The sequence below is a fragment of the Zoogloea sp. genome (assembly GCF_017302315.1).
Classification (GTDB): Bacteria; Pseudomonadota; Gammaproteobacteria; order Burkholderiales; family Rhodocyclaceae; genus Zoogloea.
This window is the reverse complement of record NZ_JAFLDT010000018.1, coordinates 14,924-35,558: the sequence shown is the minus strand read 5'-3', so window position 1 is coordinate 35,558 and position 20,635 is coordinate 14,924. Positions and strand designations below refer to the sequence as shown.

Genomic DNA, 20,635 nt, shown 5'->3' with positions numbered 1-20,635 from the left:
GGCCACCCAGTCGGGTGGCCCTTTTGCATGGATCGCTCCGGAACCGGCTATGGATCAGCGTGGGCGAACAGATTACCTTCCACGATCTCCGGCAGCGCCATCCCCCGGGACAGCATCCAGTCGCGCACGGCCTGCCCGGTGGCCTGAGGCCACGGGCGCAGCCTATCAGGGGCAATCAATCGAAACTCGGCCAGCTCTTCATTCAGCACGATGTCGCCCCGTGCCTGCACGTGGTAGCCGAGCAGCAGCTCATTCTTGCGCAGGAACGGATAAGCACCGAGCAGTCGCACCGACACGGCGTCGAGATTGACCTCTTCCTTCACCTCACGGGCTACCGCCTCTTCCGGCGACTCGCCCTTCTCCAGAAAACCGGTGACCAGGGCGAACATCCGCTCCGGCCAGGCATGATTGCGGGCCAGCAGGATTGCACCCTCCCGGTCCACGCACTCGATCACCGCCGCCACCACAGGCAAGGGATTGTCCCAGCGGACGAAACCACAGGATGGCGTGTAGCAGGCCTGCCGCTCGGCTCCGGCCACATGCCCCCATTCAAGGGGGCTGCCGCACTGGGGACAGAAACGCCAGGACGCTTGGCTCATCACACCCTCAACCCAGCTTGCCGCCAACCCAGGCCGCCACCGATGCCAGTGCCGCCGGCAATGCTGCTGCATCTGTGCCACCGGCCTGGGCCATGTCGGGACGACCACCGCCCTTGCCACCCACCTGCTGGGCAACAAAGTTCACCAGCTCGCCAGCCTTGACCTTGCCGGTCAGATCGGCGGTCACGCCAGCAATCAGGCTGACCTTACCGTCCGACACACTGGCCAGCACCACGGCGGCGCTCTTGAGCTTGTCCTTGAGCTTGTCGAGCGTCTCGCGCAGGGCCGTCGCGTCCGCCCCTTCAAGCACCGCAGCCAGCACCTTGGCCCCAGCCACATCCGCCGCCTGACTCACCAGATCGTCGCCCTGGCTGGCAGCCAGCTTGCTCTTGAGGCGGGCCAGCTCCTTCTCCAGCGCCTTCACGTTGTCCATCACCTGAACCACGCGGGACAGCACTTCCTGAGGCTGGGCCTTGAGGGCACTGGTCACCCCCTCAAGCAGCGCCTGCTGATCCTGCACCAGCGCCACCGCCACGTCGCCGCACACGGCTTCGATACGCCGCACGCCAGCCGCCACGCCCCCTTCGAGGGTGATCTTGAACAGGCCGATGTCGCCCGTGCGGGCCACGTGGGTGCCACCACACAGTTCCTTGGAAGAACCGATGCTGAGCACTCGCACCTCGTCACCGTACTTCTCGCCGAAGAGCATCATGGCGCCGGTCTTCTGGGCGGATTCGATGTCCATCACACGGGCTTCAGTGGCCGCGTTGGCGAGGATCTCATCATTGACGATGCGCTCGATGCGGGCGATCTCCTCGGAGGTCACCGGCTGGGTATGGGCAAAGTCGAAACGGGTCTTGTCAGGATCAACCTGCGAGCCCTTCTGCTGCACGTGCTCGCCGAGCACTTCACGCAAGGCCTTGTGCATCAGGTGAGTGGCAGAGTGATGACGCGCTGTGCGGGCGCGGGCCTGGATGTCAACCCGGGCGGTGACACCATTACCGACGCTCAGCTTGCCGGTCTTGACCACACCGTGATGACCAAAGACGGTGGCCTGGATCTTCTGGGTGTCCTCGACCGCAAAGATGCCATGCACGGAGCGCAGCTCGCCCCGGTCACCCACCTGGCCACCGGACTCGGCGTAGAAGGGCGTGTCGTCCAGCACGACGACACCCATGTCGCCTTCGGACAGCTCATTGACCGGAACACCGTCCTTGTACAGGGCCAGCACATTGCCCTTGGCTTCCAGGCCGTCATAGCCATGGAAGGTGGTCGCCGGGCCATCGTAATCAAGATTAGTGGCCATCTTGAACTTGCCCGCAGCACGGGCCTGCTCCTTCTGCCGGGCCATGGCCGCATCAAAGGCCGCCCCGTCGACGGTCACGTTGCGCTCGCGGCACACATCAGCGGTCAGATCCAGCGGGAAACCGAAGGTGTCGTGCAGCTTGAACGCGGTCTCGCCGTTGAAGACGGTATTTCCCGCGGCAGCCATCGCCACCAGCTCCCCTTCGAGGATGGCCATGCCGTTCTCGATGGTGGCAAAGAAGCGGTCCTCTTCCTGCTTGAGGATGTCGGTGACCCGCTGTTGGCCGGCCTTCAGCTCGGGGTAGGCCTCGCCCATCTCGGCCACCAGATCGGGCACCATCTTGTGGAAGAAGGCTGCGCGGGCGCCCAGCTTGTAGCCGTGGCGAATGGCGCGACGGATGATCCGGCGCAGCACATAGCCACGGCCCTCGTTACCGGGGATCACGCCATCGGCGATCAGAAAGGAGCAGGCGCGGATGTGGTCGGCCAGCACCTTGAGGGACGGGCTGTCCATGTCGGCACCGGAGGTCTCGCGGGCGGCCGCAGCAATCAATGCCTGGAACAGGTCGATCTCGTAGTTGGCATGCACATGCTGGAGCACGGCGGAGATCCGCTCGAGGCCCATGCCCGTATCCACCGAGGGCTTGGGCAGCGGGTGCATCACGCCGGCCTCGTCGCGGTTGAACTGCATGAACACGTTGTTCCAGATCTCGATGAAGCGGTCACCGTCTTCTTCGGGGGAACCCGGAGGGCCGCCCCAGATGTGCTCGCCATGATCGTAAAAGATCTCGGTGCAGGGGCCGCAGGGGCCGGTGTCGCCCATCATCCAGAAGTTGTCGGAGGCGTAGCGGGCGCCCTTGTTGTCACCGATGCGGATCACCCGCTCCGCCGGGACACCGATTTCCTTGGTCCAGATGTCGTAGGCTTCATCGTCCTCGGCGTAAACCGTGACGGTGAGCTTGTCCTTGGGCAGCCCGAAGACGACGGTGAGCAGTTCCCAGGCGTAGTTGATCGCGTCACGCTTGAAGTAGTCACCGAAGCTGAAGTTGCCCAGCATCTCGAAGAAGGTGTGGTGGCGGGCGGTGTAGCCTACGTTCTCGAGGTCGTTGTGCTTGCCGCCGGCACGCACGCACTTCTGGGAGGTGGTGGCGCGGCTGTAGGGGCGCTTGTCGAAGCCGAGGAAAACATCCTTGAACTGGTTCATGCCTGCGTTGGTGAACAGCAGGGTCGGGTCCTCATGGGGCACGAGAGAGCTGGACGCTACGATCTGGTGGCCCTTGGAGGCGAAGAATTCGAGGAACTTCTGGCGGATTTCGGCGCTTTTCATCGGCGTGGGGTCTCCGGGTGTCTCGGACAGCGACGGTCGGGGAAAGGTCAGGTTTCAGAGCCTGAAATTGTAGCATCCCTCCCCGCCTCGCCCGGCTGGCTATAATCGCCCCTCCAATAACATCAACTCCACCAGGAGACAGCAACCATGGGCCACCGCCTTTCCAAGATCTACACCCGCACCGGCGATGCCGGCACCACCGGCCTCGGCAATGGCAACCGGGTCTCCAAGAACAGCCTGCGCATCCACACCCTCGGCGAGGTGGACGAAGCCAACGCAGCCATCGGCATCCTGCTCTGTGAAGATCTGCCGGAAGACGTGCGCGCCCTGCTCACCAACGTACAGCACGACCTCTTCGACCTGGGCGGCGAGGTGTGCATTCCGGGCATGGAGATGATCACCGCCAAACAGGTGCAATATCTCGAGGACGAACTGGACCGGTTCAACGATGATCTGGAGCCCCTGAAGGACTTTATCCTCCCAGGTGGCACGCGTGCCGCGGCATTGAGTCACCAGGCACGCACCATCTGCCGGCGGGCCGAGCGGATGATCGTTGCGCTGGCCCAGGAGGAAGCAGTGAATGACGCACCGCGCCAGTACCTGAACCGCCTTTCCGACCTCCTCTTCGTGCTCGGCCGGGTGCTCAACCGGGCCGGCGGCCGCGGCGATGTGCTATGGCAGAAAAGGAAGAACGCCTGAAAAAAAGGGCTGCCCGACCGGCAGCCCATTTTTACCAATCAACTTTTTCCACCAGCCCGAGGGAACGCCCCAGGAAACGCTCACCAATGGTCTGGAAACGCAACGGTATGTCGGTAACGGTATAGCGATAGGTCGGCAGACACTCGCCGGAATTGGCGATGCCCAGTTCCGCCAGCTTGCGGGCCGCCTGCTCAGCAACGGTAATGGCTGAATCGACGAGACGCACATCCGGCCCGACCACATCCTGGATCAGGGGCTTGATCAAGGGGTAGTGGGTACACCCCAACACCAGCGTATCGACGTTCTCCGCCAGCACGGGCTTGAGATACTCCTGGGCGGTGAGCCGCGTCACCTCGTGCTCCAACCAACCCTCCTCCACCAGCGGGACGAAGAGCGGACAGGCTTGGGAGTACACACGCACACCAGGATCAAGGGCATGCATGCGCCGGGCGTAGGCATTGCTATTAACCGTCGTCGGGGTACCGATCACGCCAATCGCCCGGGAGCGGGACTCCGCCACCGCCGCGCGGGCCCCCGCATCGATCACGTCCAGCACGGGAATGCAGCCGGCCTTGTCCTTGACCACCTGGGACGCCACCGCTGCCATGGTGTTACAGGCGATGATGAGCATCTTCACCCCCTTGTCGAGCAGATGATCGGTGATCTGCCCCGTGAAGTGCTCAATGGTCGCCACCGACTTGACGCCATAGGGCACCCGGGCCGTATCGCCGAAGTAAACGATGTTCTCGAGGGGTAGGCGCTCCATCAGCGCTCGCACGACAGTGAGGCCACCCACGCCGGAATCGAAGACTCCGATGGGTAGCGTACCGGTTTCAGACATGGTATTGGACAAAAAGAGGTAGGGCGGATTCTACGCCAGTCCGCCCCGGGGAGACCGGCGGACGCAACTCAGTAGCCGAGGCGAGCCACCAGCTCGGCTTCTTCCTCAGGGGTGAAGGCGAACTTGTAGATTGATTTTTCGTCGGGTAGCTCACGCCATCTTCCGCCAATCTCCCGGAGACGGCTTTCGATGGTGGCGCACGACAGATGCATCAGCAGCGCCGGCGCCTTGACTCGCTCACACATCCGCTCGCCCCCCATCTGCTTGAATTCCAGCAGCTTCTCGTAAAAATCCCGATGCCGGGGATTGATCTCGATGAGGATGTCGGTGCAGCCCTTCACACGATACGAGTAGATATAAAGCAGATTAAAAAGCGAAGCGATAAGACGCTTGGAGCGCGCAGAAGGATCAATGGCAAACCGTCCGAACTCACAGAGTTTACGCCCCTGGGAGCGCAGCCGAGCGGCTTCCATGCCATAAGTCTTGTCAAGGGCCAGACCGGCGGGGGAGTCCACATTGACAGTCAAGGTTGCATAGACCCGGCCGAACAACTCAGCGTTCATCGTGAGCTGATTCGGTTCGTCCAGCGAACCGAGTTGCCCGTAACCACGCCAGGCATACCGCTTCTGGATGAGCAGCTCCGTCTCCCGCCTGCGCTCCCCATCGCGCATCAGCATCTTGATCCGGAACTTGTCTTGACGCTCGCTTGGCGCATCGACCTTGGGATCATCTTCGGCAATGCACAGCGGATCAAATCGCCATGACTCCATAGCCGTCACCTCCGCAAGCGTCTGCGGGGCACGATCATCCTGAACAGGGAGTTTGGGCGGTTTTCGAAACATCATTGGATACTATACCGCGGCTTCCGGGCTTGGAATATCGTGTTGCCTCAAAGCCCACAAGACATGCTCCCTGACCATGGCGCAGGGATCATCGCGACGGGACTCCAAAGCGGCGACTGCCATCGGAACCCCAATGGCATTTCCAAGCGCAACCGCAATATTTCGGGACCAGCGCTCGTAACCGATTCTGTAGATAGGACTACCTGTCATTCGCTCTTCGAAGTTCGCTTTCGACCACAGGAACAACTCTACCAGCCCCGCGCCATCTAGCCCATGCCGAGGTGTGAAATCAGACACAGCGGCGGGCCGGGCGAAGCGATTCCAGGGGCAAACTAGCTGACAATCGTCACATCCGTAGATGCGGTTGCCTATCGGCCGTCGGAACTCCTCGGGTATGGCGTCCTTCAGCTCGATTGTCAGGTACGAGATGCAGCGCCTCGCATCCACGCGGTAAGGCGCCACGATGGCGCCCGTTGGACAAGCGGGAATGCAGGCCGAACAGTCGCCACAATGGCCAGGCTTCGGCACATCAAGGGGCAGCGGCAAGTCAGTGTAGATCTCTCCAAGAAAGAAGAAGGAACCCGCTTGCCGCGATAACAACAGCGTATGTTTTCCGCGCCAACCCAGTCCGGCCTTTTCCGCAAGCGCCACCTCCATGACCGGGGCGGAATCCACGAAGACTCGATATCCATGCGGAGTCTCGGCAGAAATCCGGTCCGCAAGGCGCTGCAAGCGACTTCGCAACACCTTGTGGTAATCCCGCCCCAAGGCGTACCTCGATACGTAGGCTTTCCCGGGGCATTGCAGGATCGCATGGGGGCTCTCCCCCTGCGCGAGGTAGGACATTCGTACCGAGATGACGCGGCAGGTGCCGGGCACAAGTTCAGCCGGCCTGGACCGCTTCAGCCCATGTTTGTACATATAATCCATCTCCCCGTGACAACCGGCATCCAGCCAGGCCAACAGCCCCGACTCGGCGTCCCCGAGATCGATATCGGAAATACCGACCTCATCGAAGCCAAGCGCCTGCCCCCAAGCCTTGATACTCGCAGCCAGCGTCGCGAAATCACCCTGCCCACCGGAAAGTTTATCGTGCCCCAAGCTCATTCCATTGATGATAACGGCCCGACCGCCAGCATGCACCTCCTGGATGAGAGTGCGACTCTGTCCATCGGCGAACAGCTGGCCGAAGCGCTGCCTGACCGGCTGACGATCCACCTGATCGGCGACCTTGGCGCAGGGAAAACGACCCTATGTCGCGGCCTGCTCCGCGGCCTCGGTTACCTCGGCAAGGTGAAGAGCCCGACATATACCTTGGTTGAACCGTATAAAGATTCTAGAATAGTCGTATATCACTTTGATTTTTATCGATTCACGGATGCAGCTGAATTTCTCGAAGCAGGCCTTGATGAGTACTTTGAAGGTTCGGGGATCCGCCTCGTGGAATGGCCCGAGCGCGCCCAACCTTTCTTGCCCGAGGCTGACCTGGAAATTCGGCTGCAGATCGTCAGCGGCGGTGGGCGTACCCTCACCCTGTTTCCGCTGAGCCCGGAAGGAAGGATATGTCTTCAAAATCTGGATTCAAGCACAGCCGCACCACCCTGACATCCGGCGATATCAGGAACGTGACCCGTCGGCGCCTCCTGGGTTCGGCAGCCGCAAGTCTGCTACTGCTCGTCAGCAGGAATGTCGCCGCCGCCCCGGCATCCGTCCTTGCTGTGCGCGTGTGGCCAGCGCGGGACTACACCCGGATCACGCTCGAGAGCCGGGAACCGCTGATCTTCAGTCACCATTCCGCCCACCAACCAGAACGGCTGGTGGTGGACTTGGAAGGGCTTGAACTCAATAGTGTTCTTCAGTCCCTCCCGGCCAAAATCACCGGACAAGATCCGTATATCCAGCTCATCCGCGCCGGGAGAAATCGCCCAGGCGTCGTTCGACTGGTCATTGATCTAAAGACCGAGGTCATTCCACAGGTTTTCACTCTGAAACCCATTGGTGACTATGGCTATCGCCTTGTACTCGACCTCTATCCCACAGAGCCCATAGACCCCCTGCTGGCCTTCCTCGAAAAGCTCTCTCCCGAGGAAGCCGCTGCCGGCGGCGCCACTCCCCCGCCTGTCGTCGGGAAAGCAGAGGAAAAGCCCCCCAGACGCACTGCAGAAGCTGAGCGGAAAATCGATCCGCCAAAACGCGAGGCCACCACTGACCGTGCGCACAGACCGGCCGGCGAGGATGAGCCAATGGTGAGCCGACTGATCACCATTGCCATCGACCCTGGCCACGGCGGTGAAGATCCCGGTGCGGTAGGTGCAGCGGGTAGTTTCGAGAAGCACGTCACCCTTTCCGTCGGGCGACGTCTGAAAGCGCGCATCGACGCCGAACCCAACATGCGTGCCATGTTGACCCGCGACGCCGACTACTTTGTGCCGCTTCAGCAACGCGTTGCGAAGGCGCGCCGTGTACAGGCCGACCTCTTCGTGTCGATTCACGCCGATGCCTTCATCAGTCCCACCGCACGGGGCAGCTCGGTGTTCGTGTTGTCCGACAAGGGCGCGTCGAGCACGGCGGCCCGCTGGCTTGCTCAAAAGGAAAACGCCGCTGATCTGATTGGGGGGGTCAATCTCGGGGTCAAGGACAGCCACCTGGCGCGTACATTGTTGGACTTGTCCCAGACCGCAGCCATCAATGACAGCCTGAAAGTCGGCAAGGCGGTGCTCGGAGAACTCGGTGGGATCAACCGGCTGCATAAAGGCGAAGTCGAGCAGGCCAGCTTTGCCGTCCTGAAGGCACCCGACATCCCCTCGATCCTGATCGAGACGGCGTTCATCTCAAACCCGGAAGAAGAAGCCCGCCTCAACGACGAAGCGTACCAGGACAGGATGGCTGAAGCGATCCTGCGCGGGCTGAGACGCTACTTTGCCAAGAATCCGCCCCTGTCGAAGTCCAAGCTTGCCAGCCTCAACTGATGCAACGCATGGCCGAACACCTCAGCGGATGCACACTTTGCGCACCTGTTTGAGGTCCGTGACGCCACCGAACACCTTTTCAATGCCATCCTGGCGCAAGGTTCGCATGCCCTCATCCAACGCGGCAGAAAGGAGCGCGGACACCCGGGCGCGCTCCTGGATCAGGGACTTGATGCGATCAGATCCCACCATGAGCTCGTGCAGGCCCAGCCGCCCCTTGTATCCGCCGTTGCACTGATCGCAGCCAACCGGCTCGTACAGGGTAAATCTCCCGTTCTCATCGGCGTAGCTCTGACGCCAGCGTGCCAATATCTGCTCCCGTGCGGCAACGGGATCATCCATGAAGGCGGGAGTCTGGCGGAGGTCTTCACAATATTCATCCAACATCCCCCGAACCTCATCTTCCGACGGATGGTAGGGTTTCTTGCATTTGCCGCAGAGACGTTTGGCCAAGCGCTGGGCGAGAATGCCGAGGAGGGCATCGGCAAAGTTGAAAGGATCCATACCCATATCAAGCAGGCGCACGATGGACTCCGGAGCACTGTTGGTATGGAGGGTGCTGAAGACGAGGTGACCGGTCAGGGAGGCCTCCAGACCGATTGACACCGTCTCCTTGTCGCGCATTTCGCCAACCATGATCACATCCGGATCTGCACGCAGGAAAGAACGCATGACCGTCGGAAAATCGAGACCCGCCTTGCGGTTCACCTGCACCTGACGCAGCCCCTTCTGGGTGATTTCCACGGGATCCTCAGCCGTCCAGATCTTGGTCTCTGGCGTGTTGATATGGCCCAGAATCGAATGCAGGGTAGTCGTCTTACCGGACCCAGTGGGGCCGCACACGAAGAAAATGCCGTAGGGCTTGGCAACTGTTTGTTGGAGCCGATCAAAATTGCTCTCCAGCAAGCCGAGTTTCTCGAGTGGAATGGGTTCGCTATTGGCCAGCAGGCGCATGACCACATCTTCCATGCCACCAGTGGTCGGCACGGTCGCCACGCGCAACTCAATATCGAGGGGGCCGAATCGCCGGAACTTGATCTTGCCATCCTGGGGTTTTCGCCGCTCGGAGATGTCGAGATCACACATGATCTTGATGCGTGTGACAATCGGGTTTCGATAGCTCGACGGAACTTCGATGTAAGGCACCAGAGAGCCATCACGGCGAAAACGAATCTGCGTCTTTTCCTTGCCGGGACGCGGTTCGATATGGATGTCGGATGCACCTTGGCGGTGGGCATCAATGATGATGCGGTTGACCAGCTTCACGAGTTCATTGTCGGCGGCTGCCGAGACATCCTCGGCAACCGGGGAGCCCTCACCATCGTCATCCTGCATGTCCGACAGGAGGTCCGACACAGATGCATCATCGGATGCACTCCCCCCAAAAAACTGGGCGACAGTCTGTGTGAACTCCACCTGGGTGGTCACACAAAATACGGGCGCAGCCTTGGGAAAGACGTTCTGGACGACGCGCGAGGCGATTGCCTGCTCGGGGTCGGTCACCAGGGTGAGCAGGCCTTCAGGGTTTTCTTCGAGCGGAAGCCACTGGGCCTGCTGCACATAGTCACGTTTGAGGTTCCTGAGCAGATCCAGGGGCTTGACCCGATCAGGCCGAAAGGGCTCGTAGGGAACGCCAAAGAACCGCGAGATCGCGCTACCGATATCCGCCGGCTTCAGCTTGTATTGCTCGAGGAGGAGATGCTCAAGGGAGACCCCTTGGTCCCGCGCAATGCTCGTGGCCGCTTCGAGCTCCGCTCCGGTGAGCTTGCCATCATTCACCAAACCCTCGTATTTGGACTTGGGCTGCACCAAAGCGTGGCGGCGCTGAGCAAATGCCACCGCAAGCGTCTGCCCGAGCCCCTGGATACCCTCCTCAGCGATGGCCGAGAAGACCTCACCGCTCCGGGAGTTGATAAGCTGAATCACGCCTAGGATATCGCCAGTCTCGGCACTGGAAATTGGCGCCACAAGCATCTGATGGCAACGATAGCCCGTCCGCTCATCAACCTCCTTGCGGAACTCCATGCGCATCGAGATGGCCTTGAGCTCCTGCTCGTCGTAGGCATCGTGGATGTTCAGCATCTGCCCGGTGAGGGCTACGTAGCCCGCCACACTGTTTTCGGCAATTGGAAGACGGATGGTGCGAATACTGTGCAACCCGGTCTTGACCCGCGACGAGATCGTGGTCTTGCTCTCGTCGACCACGTAGATGGTCAATCTGTCGGCGGCAAACAACGAGCAAATGTCCGCCGAAAGCTCGAACATGATCTCGTCAATGTTCTCGGTCGCGTGAATGCGGTTGGTAACGGTCTGGAGCCCTTTGAAAAAGGCCAGACGACTGGCTACGTCGCTCGCACCACCCTTATGGATACTGCTCATGTTCGATCAGGTTCCGGAAAATAGGCCCTCATGGCATGGGGCGGGGAGGTTGAAACGGTATTCGAGGCGCTGCAGCAAAGCCCCCCGAACGAGGCGCCTAGAGCACCAACTCCAGCCCATTGTAGAGCGCCCGTGGAGAAAATCTGCCACAGTAGCTCAAGATCTCATCAAGGGTTGTTTGAGCCCGGCTGGGTTTGAGATGTGTGATCCACACCTCCGGATTCGACGTGACCCGTTCGAGAAACACAGCCAGCAGACTCGGACACAGGTGACGCGAGGCCAAAGCGAGATCATGCAGGGCGTCCGGGAAGGCAGTCTCGATGATAAGGTAGCGCAGATCGGGAATCTCATTTATCGCCGCGATCAGGGGCTCTGAATAAGTCGTATCACCCGAGAAAACCAGGCTTCCACCCTCACCCGACACCTGATAGGCGACCGCCGGAACCGTATGTAGGGCGGGCAGGGCCCTGATCTGACGCCCGCCACCCAGCTTGGCGACCTCATCGACCCGCATTTCCTGAAAGCGCAGGAAAGGATTGTGTCGATCAGGTATGGAAGAGAAGTCCGGCCAAACAAGCCAGTTGAAGATATGGGAGCGCAGGATACGCAAGGTTTCCGGCGACCCATGGACGACGATGGGCATGGATCGCGCCTCACCCACGGTGTCCACCAACAGCGGAATCATCGCAATGTGGTCAAGGTGCGCATGGGTCACGAAGACGTGATCAATCTTCAGGAGTTCGTCGTACTCCAGATCACCAACCCCGGTACCCGCATCGATCAGGATGTCATGATCGACCAGCAGAGCAGTGGTGCGCTGGTTGCGCCCACCGATCCCGCCACTGCACCCCAGAACCCGCACCTTCATCTTGTATCCATGAATTTCCGCAAGAGGGGCAACTGGACGGCACGCCCAGATACCGAAATAAGATCCAGCGCCAGTTCATCAGAATACGATCCGACGAGAATGCCGGACGTCAGAAATATCACGCTTCGGTAACGCAGACCCGCAATGATTGCTAATTTTGGACAGTCTGGGAGAAGAATTCCATCTTCACGCCCGCGATCTCGATGATGTCATGATCATTCAGGCGATGCGCCTGGGCATCAAGGGAGTGCCCGTTGACCACGGGAAACACGGTGCCTTCGACATGCGTAATGAAATAGCCATGAGGACGGCGAGTAATCACAGCAACCTGGGTGCCCGGCTTGCCCAATGTGGTCAAGGACTTCGACAACTCGAGCGTGCGGCCGGCGTGGGTCCCGCTAAGAATCTGGATCATCCCTACAACGCTCACCGTAGGCGCAGCCGATACCGCCGCCTCGGCCGCCCCCCCCCCGCTGGCCGGTGCATCGACGGCAAGGGCGGCACCAAAGGACACGGCCTCGTCATGCTCCGAGCCCGCGGTATTCTGCTCCGCCAGGAACTTGAGACGATACTTCCCTAACTCCACCACATCATTGTTCTGAAGAACATGCTTCTTGACGGGCTGGCCGTTGACGTATGTACCGTTGGTGCTGTTCAGATCCTCAAGAAAGGCATCATTCAGGATTGTAACTATCGCAGCGTGCTCCCCGCTGATGGCCAGATTGTCAATCTGGATATCATTGTGGGGCTTGCGACCGATGGTGGTGCGCTCCTTCTCGAGGGGCATTTCCTTCAGAACCAGACCATCCATGCTCAAAATCAACCTGGGCATTGCTTTTTCCTATCCGAAACGAGCCTTAACCGAGTTCTGTACCAAGGCGCACATATGTACAGGACGACACAACGATGACCGACACATTATCCACCCCCCCCCGATCAATGGCCAAATCAACCAGATGTTCAGCCGCAACTTGGGGACTACCACCAAGCGTGACCAGCACTTCGGCAATATCCGCTTCCGAAACCATGTCGGTGAGGCCATCCGAGCACAACAGATAGTGATCGTCGGGCGCCAGAAAAAACGCGGTCACATCAGGCACGACATCTGCCTCAACACCGATCGCCCTTGTCAGCAGGCCACGCAGGGCCACAGGACCCTCGGATGCAGATCCAATCATGCCCGCGTCGCACTGTGCCCGCAATACACTGTGATCGTGTGTAAGACACTCCAGGTCATCACCACGCAATCGATAGAGTCGCGAATCGCCTACGTTGGCAACAAGCAGGACGCCGTCTGCACGAAAGCACCCTGCGACGAGGGTACTCCCCATCCCTCGCAGGCCCGGATCTCGACGCGAGGCCATGAATACCGCCCGATTGGCAAGATACGCCGCATGCCGCAGATCGTCCTCCACAAGCATCTCGCCGTCGACCGCAAGCAAACGCTCCATCCAGGCCAATACCGCCATCTGCGAGGCTTCAGCCCCCCCCGCATGCCCCCCCATGCCGTCAGCCAGGACCGCCAGACCGCGCTTCTCGTTGAAAGCCACGCAGTCTTCATTGCGCAAGCGCACCAACCCGACATGGGAAGCCATTGCCATTCGCCAGTTAGCCTTCCCTTCGCTCACATTGAACATTCCGTCACAAGCGGGACTATAGACACTGTACCCGACGCGGCTCGCAGGCAAGCTGCCATCCCCCGAAGTCAGCCCTACAAATGAAAACCGCGCCCGGGCAAAAGCACGGGCGCGGTTCGCACAAGCTCAGGAGCCTGGTTACAGCATGGCCTTCAGCAGTTTGGCCATCTCGGACGGATTACGCGTCACGGTGAAGCCACACTCTTCCATGATGGCGAGCTTGGCGTCGGCCGTGTCGGCGCCGCCGGAGATCAGTGCACCCGCATGACCCATGCGCTTGCCCGCGGGGGCAGTCACACCGGCGATGAAGCCAACGATCGGCTTCTTCATGTTGGCCTTGCACCACTGGGCAGCTTCGGCTTCATCCGGACCACCGATCTCACCGATCATGATGACGGCGTCAGTATCGGGATCGTCGTTGAACATGCGCATCACGTCGATGTGCTTCAGACCATTGATCGGGTCACCACCGATACCGACGGCGGAAGACTGGCCCAGACCGATTTCGGTCAGCTGGGCAACAGCTTCGTAGGTCAGGGTGCCGGAGCGGGAAACCACGCCGATGCGACCCTTGCGGTGAATGTGGCCCGGCATGATGCCGATCTTGATCTCCTCGGGCGTGATGAGACCCGGGCAGTTGGGGCCCAGCAGCAGGGTTTCCTTGCCGCCAGCCGCAACCTTCTTCTTCATCTTGTTGCGCACTTCCAGCATGTCCCGGACGGGGATGCCTTCGGTAATGCAGATGGCCAGGTCGAGGTCGGCTTCAACGGCTTCCCAGATCGCCGCAGCCGCGCCAGCGGGCGGCACGTAGATCACGGAGACGGTGGCGCCGGTTTCGGCAGCCGCTTCCTTGACGGAGGCGTAGATGGGGATGTCGAAGATCTTCTCGCCAGCCTTCTTGGGGTTAACGCCGGCAACGAAGCATTCCTTGCCGTTGGCGTATTCCTGGCACTTTTCCGTGTGGAACTGACCGGTCTTGCCGGTGATCCCCTGGGTGATGACCTTGGTGTCTTTGTTGATCAGGATGGACATTCGCTAACTCCTTACTTGACCGCGTCGACGATCTTCTGGGCCGCTTCGGCCATGGTGTCGGCAGCGATGATCGGGAGGCCCGAATCGCGCAGGATCTGCTTGCCGATTTCTTCGTTGGTGCCCTTCATGCGGACAACCAGCGGAACCGACAGATGCACTTCCTTGGCCGCGGTCACAACGCCGGTGGCGATGGTGTCGCAGCGCATGATGCCGCCGAAGATGTTGACGAGAATGCCCTTGACCTTGGGGTTCTTGAGCATGATCTTGAAGGCTTCGGTCACCTTCTCGGTGGTGGCGCCGCCGCCCACATCGAGGAAGTTGGCGGGCTCGGCACCGAACAGCTTGATGGTGTCCATGGTGGCCATCGCCAGGCCGGCACCGTTCACCAGACAGCCGATGTTGCCGTCCAGGGAGATGTAGGCCAGATCGAACTTGGAAGCTTCGATCTCGTCGGCATCCTCTTCATCCAGATCGCGGAACTCGACGATTTCGGGATGACGGTAGAGGGCGTTGGAGTCGAAGTTGAACTTGGCGTCCAGAGCCTTGATGGTGCCGTTGCCTTCCAGGATCAGCGGGTTGATTTCCGCCAGGGAAGCATCGGTTTCCATGTAGGTGGTGTACAGCTTCTTGAGGGTGTCCACAGCCTGGGCGGTGGAGCCTTCGGGAACGCCGATACCGTTGGAGAGATACAGGGCCTGTTCGTCGGTCAGGCCGGTGGCCGGATCGACGAAGACCTTGAGGATCTTCTCGGGGGTCGAGTGAGCAACTTCCTCGATGTCCATACCACCTTCGCTGGAGGCCATCATGGCGACCTTCTGCGTGGCGCGGTCGGTCAGCGCGGCAACGTAGTATTCCTTTTTGATGTCGGCGCCTTCTTCGATGAGCAGGCGACGCACCTTCTGGCCTTCGGGGCCGGTCTGGTGAGTGACCAGCTGCATGCCGAGGATCTGCCCGGCGTACTGGCGCACTTCGTCCAGGGACTTGGCGACCTTGACGCCACCGCCCTTGCCACGGCCACCGGCGTGAATCTGGGCCTTGACAACCCAGACCTTGCCGCCCAGCGTTTCCGCTGCCTTGACTGCCTCATCGACTGAGAAACACGGCACGCCGCGCGGCGTCGTGACGCCAAATTTTCTCAGGATTTCCTTGCCCTGATATTCGTGAATTTTCATGGTTGCCCTTCGATCGAAGTCTTGGCCCTGTTTGGACCGCTCACGCTTGGTTGATGGGACTCTTCGGAGTACTTGTACACTCCGCGATGCTGCATGCCGTTCTCCCTCGTCCAGCACACGCACCGCTCCGTTCTTCTTGCTCCTGGACACACTGACCAGACGCAGGAAAGACGACCCTGCCACCGCCACATCCCGGAAACGCCGGAACATGTCGGATTTCGGATCAATGGATTATATACGAAAGAGACCGCATGACCGGTTTCGCGCTGCAGTGCACATGCGGGCACAGACTCTCATTCCGCATCACGCCGACGGTACCAGCGGGGGTAGTAGCGCATGACGGTGTCGGAGGTGGTTTCCAGCGCATGGCAGCGGTCCAGCTGGAACGGTTTTTCCCCATCGTCCTCGTTGTCCCTGCGAAAGGTGGCGAAGGTCTGGATGGCCGCAGTCGGCAAGGACAGCAAGAGTTCGGTCAGGTGGGAACACCCCCTGACGTCAGCGAACATCTCGCCCACCGTGCGCCGGAACCCACGGACCAGGTTTAGACCGATCAAGTGCCGATACGCAGGCCCGATGGTGTCGCACCCCCCGGGGTAGGGCACCCAATCGGACACGGCCTCGACGTCAACAATGACGAAGCTCGCATCAATGGTGACGCGGATGAGCAGATCGTGAACGGGATCACCGGCCCTGCGTACGCCGGAAGCAATCTGGTAATCGGCTTCCTTGAGATCGGTGATACGGGCATCTAGGTCAAAGAGGCCGTCATCGCGGAGGAACCCTTGAACCTCGATTCGGCGGGTATGGACGCGGGCGCGTCCGCAGGTGGGTTCGGAAAGAGGCATGGCAGCGGTAAAAAGATCGGCTTGGAGCGAAAAATTAGGTAAAAACAGGCGTGCACGGCACTCCCTGCAACACTCCGGCCCCGCATCGGCAGACAAGTCGGCGCGACAGGCCGCAAACTTCTTTAGAATACTGTAGCTTCGGTCGCGGTGCGAAGGTTCCGCCGCCGCCCAACATACCCACAAGGCCACCTTTGCCGGATGTCCAACGACTCGTTGATGAACTGCGCGCGCAAGCCCCTCCTCTTACTGATCGCGACGCTCGCCCCCTTCCTCAGTGGCACCCTCCGTGCAGCCGGATTCGGTGAGCTGGTTGTCCATTCGTCGTTGGGAGAACCGCTAAGGGCCGAGGTCGGGCTGGTACGAGCGCCAGGCGAAGCCATCGACGCGGATTGTTTCAAGGCCATGATGGGTGCGGGCGACGACATTCCCTGGATTCACCATGCACGGATCCGGCTGGTCAATGACCGGCTGCTGTTGAGCACCCGGGAGCCCGTCAACCATCCCGTGGCCATGCTCGGTCTGCGGATCGCCTGTGGGTCAGAGCTGCGCAAGGAATTCACCCTTCTCCTGTCTCCTCCGACGATCCGCGATGCCGGGCGGCCCGTCGATCTTCCCATAGGTGCCCCCCCCGGATATCCGGACCTGCCCAGCGCCCCCGCCGCCACGGCCGCGGCCGGTCAGGGTGGGGCTCCGGCCAAGGTGGCACCGCAACGGGTACCGCGCGTGCGCGCGGCGGCTTCGGCCCAGCCGCTCCCCACATCCGCGCCACCGACGCACCGGCAAGCATTCGCAGCAACGGCTGATGCCCCCGTCGCGCGGGCCGTAACGCCGCGCCTTCCCGCCCCCGTACTCCAGCAGGATCGTCTTCTGATCGGAGCTGGTGATGAGGCAGCGCTTATTCCGCTGCGTATGTCGGTGCAGCTCGCCAACCCTCCAAAGAGTGATGACGCTGCCGCCCAGCGCCCCCTGAACCAGGAGCAGCGGACCCTCGCGGAGATAGACGACCGTATCGCGGCTCAGATCGAACTGGATGAGAAGATCAAGCGGCTTGAGGAATACCAGGCCCTGTTGAAGGAACGGGTGGCACAGCTGGATCTTCGACAGCCGGCCGCCTCCCCCGCCGTAGCGGCTTCATCCGCGCCCACCACCTCCCACCCCGCAACGGAAGAGCGTGCTGAAACACTGCTCGCCCAATGGGCGGCTCCGCTCGGCGGCCTGCTGGCAGTTCTCGTCGGCGGGGGAGCCCTGATCTACCTTCGACGTCGGCGCCACAACACCGCGGATTCGCCCGTCACGACCGAGGCCGAATTCCACACCACACTGCAGCATCCTGGCCCCTTTGCCGACACCGAGAGCTCCGGGCTGAAACCACCCGCAGCCAAGACGACCACGACGGCAATGGGAGGTAAGTCCGCGTTACCCGAAATGCGGAAGCCCGTCGTTTCGACGGGAACCTCGCCATCGGCCGACACGGCTTCCGCCGAATGGGCCGAACCGACCTTCGCCCCGGCCCACCCCATTCCTTTTGACGAAACGGTCGATGAGCACGACTCGGCCCTTGAACTGGCCGAGATCATGATGTCCTTCGGGCGCACCCAGGGTGCCGCGGAGACCCTTGCCGACTACATTCGCAACAACCCCCGCCAGGCGGTGAAGCCCTGGCTGAAGCTCCTTGAGGTCTATCACGTCGCTGGCATGCGCGCCGAATTCGAAGCCCTGACCCGCCAGCTCAACAAGACCTTCAACGTCAAGATGATCGGCTGGGGCGACTTCAAGGTTGTCGTAAATGGCGCTGCCGAAACCGTTGAGCAGATGCCCCATGTCGTCCAACGTTTGCAGGAGCTCTGGGGCACACAAGAAGCACAGGCCTACATCCACCAGATCCTGCGTGACAATCGCAACGGCACGCGCCAGGGTTTCCCGTTGACGGTGGTCGAAGAATTGCTGCTGCTGCTAGCGATCCTCGATGATGAGCTTGGCGCCTACAAGCCGCCGGTGGAGCTCAGCCTGGTCGACATGGATCCACCTGAGGAGGGGCGCGCCGACCCGGCCGCGGCGTAAGCCTCAGACCGGGTTGTCCACATCGACGAAGTCCACCTCCAGGCCCCAACGCTCGGCCAGATGCGCCCCTAGTGCCTGGACCCCATAGCGTTCGCTGGCGTGGTGACCTACGGCGAGGTACGCCACCCCCGATTCCCGCGCCAGATGGGTGGTCTGCTCCGATGCCTCACCCGAGACAAAGCAATCCACCCCACAGGCGATGGCTTGCTCGAAATAGCTTTGGGCACCGCCCGTACACCAAGCGATCCGCTTTACCACGCGGGCCGGCTCCCCCAGCAGCAGGGGCTCCCGCCCGAGCCTCGCGGCAAGCTGCCGCACCAGCAATTCGGCCGGGGTCGGCTGGGCAAGCTGCCCGATCCAGCCGATCTCCTGCTCCCCGAAATGCCCCTCCGGAGTCCAGCCCATCAGGCGGCCGAGTTGGGCATTGTTGCCCAGCTTGGGATGGGCATCGAGGGGTAGATGGTAGGCAAACAGGTTGATGTCGCTGCCCAGCAGCGTACCCAGACGCTTGCGGCGCAGGCCCGTGACGCAGGCATCCTCGCCGCGCCAGAAGTAACCATGATGTACCAGCACCGCATCCGCATCCCGGGCAAGCGCAGCATCCAGCAGTGCCTGACTGGCCGTCACCCCGCACACAATGCGACGGATCTCAGCACGTCCTTCCACCTGCAACCCGTTTGGGGAATAATCCCTGAAGCGCCCGACTTCCAGCAGATTGTCGAGATAACGCTGCAATTCGGCTCTTTCCATGGCCGCCTCTCCTTGAAACCCAAGCACCCTGGCTGCGCACCCGCGCGCCACCTCCGACCGATTTTACGATGCATCGCCTGTGGATGATCTTTGCTCAAACAGTTACGGTCACAGTGGCCGTGCTGTTCGTTGTCAGCACACTCAAACCCGAGTGGACCGGTGAGCGCCCCGCCCTGCCCTCCGTGACCATCCAGGAGGCCGCCACGCCGACAGACATAGCTGGGCCGAGGCCGGTCGCCTCCTACGCCGACGCCGCCCGCGTGGCATTGCCGACGGTGGTGCATATCTTTACCAGCAAGGAAGTCAAGGCTCAGCGCCATCCGTTTGCCGACGACCCCCTGTTCCGGCACTTCTTCGGGGATCGCCTCGACAACCGTCCCCAGCAGCGTGCCTCGGGTCTCGGCTCCGGGGTGATCGTCTCGCCGGAAGGCTATATCCTCACCAACAACCACGTCATCGAAGCCGCCGACGAGATTGAGGTGGCTCTCAATGACGGGCGCAAGCTGCCCGCCCGGATCGTCGGCCGTGATCCGGAATCCGACCTGGCGGTGCTGCAGATCAAGGCCGACGGCAAGCTCAAGGCCATCACCTTCGGGCGCACCGAGCAGCTCCACGTGGGCGATGTGGTGCTCGCCATCGGCAATCCCTTCGGGGTCGGCCAGACGGTCACCATGGGCATCGTGTCGGCCCTCGGACGCTCCCATCTGGGCATCAACACCTTCGAGGACTTCATCCAGACTGACGCGGCCATCAACCCGGGCAACTCTGGTGGTGCCCTCATCGATACGGCCGGCACCCTGGTGGGCATCAATGCCGCCATCTACTCCCGCTCCGGGGGCTCCCTGGGCATCGGCTTTGCCATCCCCGTCTCCCTGGCCCGCAGCGTGATGGAGCAAATCATCCAGAACGGTTCGGTCACACGGGGCTGGATCGGCGTCGAAGTCCAGGCCATCACTGCCGAGCTCGCCGAGTCCTTTGGAATGGTCTCCAGTGAAGGCACCCTGATCGCCGGCGTGATGCGCGGCAGCCCGGCTGAACGGGCCGGCGTGAGGCCGGGAGACGTCCTGCTCGCCGTCGAAGGTCGCAAGGTCAACGACCCGCAGGCCATGCTGGAAGCCATCGCAGCGCTGGCCCCCGGCCGCAAGGCGGGTTTCGAGCTGCGCCGCGGCAAGGAAAAACTGGATCTGAAAGTCGAAATCGGTCGCCGCCCCGCCCTCTCCCGGGGCGACTGAGGCCGTCTCCCCCGGCTCGGAAGCACCGGTTTCCGTGGGGGAAAATTGACATTCCTCCGGTAGGCCTCTGAAATTGG

At 61.3% G+C, this 20,635-nt stretch carries 18 protein-coding genes; 5 read left to right on the top strand and 13 right to left on the bottom strand.

The window, feature by feature from the left end:
* Window positions 1–47: 47 nt before the first annotated feature.
* Window positions 48–599, bottom strand: a complete 552-nt coding sequence (locus J0L98_RS08085) for an NUDIX domain-containing protein (protein ID WP_296411157.1) — start codon at window positions 597–599, stop codon at window positions 48–50.
* Window positions 600–606: 7 nt separating this feature from the next.
* Window positions 607–3,231 (bottom strand): alanine--tRNA ligase, encoded by a 2,625-nt coding sequence (gene alaS, locus J0L98_RS08080; protein WP_296411155.1) that lies wholly within the window; start codon window positions 3,229–3,231, stop codon window positions 607–609.
* Window positions 3,232–3,378: 147 nt separating this feature from the next.
* Between alaS and J0L98_RS08075 the strand changes: the two genes are divergently transcribed.
* The gene (locus J0L98_RS08075) at window positions 3,379–3,930 is read left to right on the top strand and encodes a cob(I)yrinic acid a,c-diamide adenosyltransferase (RefSeq protein ID WP_296411153.1); all 552 of its coding nucleotides are present in this window, start codon (window positions 3,379–3,381) and stop codon (window positions 3,928–3,930) included.
* A gap of 31 nt (window positions 3,931–3,961) precedes the next feature.
* On the opposite strand, the gene murI is transcribed toward J0L98_RS08075, so the two are convergent.
* The 3 genes from murI to queG all read right to left on the bottom strand — a co-directional run bounded on the left by murI (window position 3,962) and on the right by queG (window position 6,720).
* Window positions 3,962–4,771 carry a glutamate racemase gene (gene murI, locus J0L98_RS08070; protein ID WP_296411151.1) on the bottom strand — a complete coding sequence of 270 codons (810 nt, stop codon included), beginning with the start codon at window positions 4,769–4,771 and terminating at the stop codon, window positions 3,962–3,964.
* 68 nt (window positions 4,772–4,839) lie between these two features.
* A complete protein-coding gene (locus J0L98_RS08065) occupies window positions 4,840–5,616 on the bottom strand; it encodes a hypothetical protein (RefSeq protein ID WP_296411150.1) in 777 nt (258 codons plus the stop codon).
* 6 nt (window positions 5,617–5,622) lie between these two features.
* On the bottom strand, window positions 5,623–6,720 hold the full coding sequence (queG, locus tag J0L98_RS08060; RefSeq protein WP_296411148.1) for a tRNA epoxyqueuosine(34) reductase QueG: 1,098 nt from the start codon (window positions 6,718–6,720) through the stop codon (window positions 5,623–5,625).
* A 30-nt stretch (window positions 6,721–6,750) separates the two neighbouring features.
* Here queG and tsaE point away from each other — a divergent pair, with 30 nt between their 5' ends.
* Window positions 6,751–7,218 carry a tRNA (adenosine(37)-N6)-threonylcarbamoyltransferase complex ATPase subunit type 1 TsaE gene (gene tsaE / locus J0L98_RS08055; protein WP_296411181.1) on the top strand — a complete coding sequence of 156 codons (468 nt, stop codon included), beginning with the start codon at window positions 6,751–6,753 and terminating at the stop codon, window positions 7,216–7,218.
* On the top strand, window positions 7,176–8,582 hold the full coding sequence (locus tag J0L98_RS08050; RefSeq protein WP_296411147.1) for an N-acetylmuramoyl-L-alanine amidase: 1,407 nt from the start codon (window positions 7,176–7,178) through the stop codon (window positions 8,580–8,582). The genes tsaE and J0L98_RS08050 overlap by 43 nt, the downstream gene beginning before the upstream one ends.
* 21 nt (window positions 8,583–8,603) lie before the next feature.
* Here J0L98_RS08050 and J0L98_RS08045 read toward each other — a convergent pair whose 3' ends face one another.
* The 7 genes from J0L98_RS08045 to J0L98_RS08015 all read right to left on the bottom strand — a co-directional run bounded on the left by J0L98_RS08045 (window position 8,604) and on the right by J0L98_RS08015 (window position 16,515).
* Complete coding sequence (locus J0L98_RS08045; protein WP_296411146.1) at window positions 8,604–10,961, bottom strand: ATPase, T2SS/T4P/T4SS family; 2,358 nt, start codon at window positions 10,959–10,961, stop codon at window positions 8,604–8,606.
* 97 nt (window positions 10,962–11,058) lie between these two features.
* Window positions 11,059–11,829, bottom strand: a complete 771-nt coding sequence (locus J0L98_RS08040; RefSeq protein WP_296411145.1) for a 3',5'-cyclic-nucleotide phosphodiesterase — start codon at window positions 11,827–11,829, stop codon at window positions 11,059–11,061.
* Between the two features lie 151 nt (window positions 11,830–11,980).
* Window positions 11,981–12,661 carry an FHA domain-containing protein gene (locus tag J0L98_RS08035; protein ID WP_296411144.1) on the bottom strand — a complete coding sequence of 227 codons (681 nt, stop codon included), beginning with the start codon at window positions 12,659–12,661 and terminating at the stop codon, window positions 11,981–11,983.
* A 25-nt stretch (window positions 12,662–12,686) separates the two neighbouring features.
* Complete coding sequence (locus J0L98_RS08030) at window positions 12,687–13,430, bottom strand: protein phosphatase 2C domain-containing protein (RefSeq protein ID WP_296411142.1); 744 nt, start codon at window positions 13,428–13,430, stop codon at window positions 12,687–12,689.
* A gap of 174 nt (window positions 13,431–13,604) precedes the next feature.
* Window positions 13,605–14,498 (bottom strand): succinate--CoA ligase subunit alpha, encoded by an 894-nt coding sequence (sucD, locus tag J0L98_RS08025; protein WP_296411140.1) that lies wholly within the window; start codon window positions 14,496–14,498, stop codon window positions 13,605–13,607.
* An 11-nt stretch (window positions 14,499–14,509) separates the two neighbouring features.
* Window positions 14,510–15,670, bottom strand: a complete 1,161-nt coding sequence (sucC, locus tag J0L98_RS08020) for an ADP-forming succinate--CoA ligase subunit beta (RefSeq protein WP_296405339.1) — start codon at window positions 15,668–15,670, stop codon at window positions 14,510–14,512.
* Window positions 15,671–15,963: 293 nt separating this feature from the next.
* Window positions 15,964–16,515, bottom strand: a complete 552-nt coding sequence (locus J0L98_RS08015) for a DUF2889 domain-containing protein (protein ID WP_296411139.1) — start codon at window positions 16,513–16,515, stop codon at window positions 15,964–15,966.
* A gap of 198 nt (window positions 16,516–16,713) precedes the next feature.
* Here J0L98_RS08015 and J0L98_RS08010 point away from each other — a divergent pair, with 198 nt between their 5' ends.
* Complete coding sequence (locus tag J0L98_RS08010; protein WP_296411138.1) at window positions 16,714–18,576, top strand: hypothetical protein; 1,863 nt, start codon at window positions 16,714–16,716, stop codon at window positions 18,574–18,576.
* Between the two features lie 3 nt (window positions 18,577–18,579).
* Here the strand turns inward: J0L98_RS08010 and J0L98_RS08005 are convergent, their stop codons facing one another.
* The gene (locus tag J0L98_RS08005; protein ID WP_296411136.1) at window positions 18,580–19,326 is read right to left on the bottom strand and encodes a Nif3-like dinuclear metal center hexameric protein; all 747 of its coding nucleotides are present in this window, start codon (window positions 19,324–19,326) and stop codon (window positions 18,580–18,582) included.
* Window positions 19,327–19,394: 68 nt separating this feature from the next.
* Between J0L98_RS08005 and J0L98_RS08000 the strand changes: the two genes are divergently transcribed.
* Complete coding sequence (locus J0L98_RS08000) at window positions 19,395–20,558, top strand: Do family serine endopeptidase (RefSeq protein ID WP_296411135.1); 1,164 nt, start codon at window positions 19,395–19,397, stop codon at window positions 20,556–20,558.
* The last annotated feature ends 77 nt before the right edge of the window (window positions 20,559–20,635 follow it).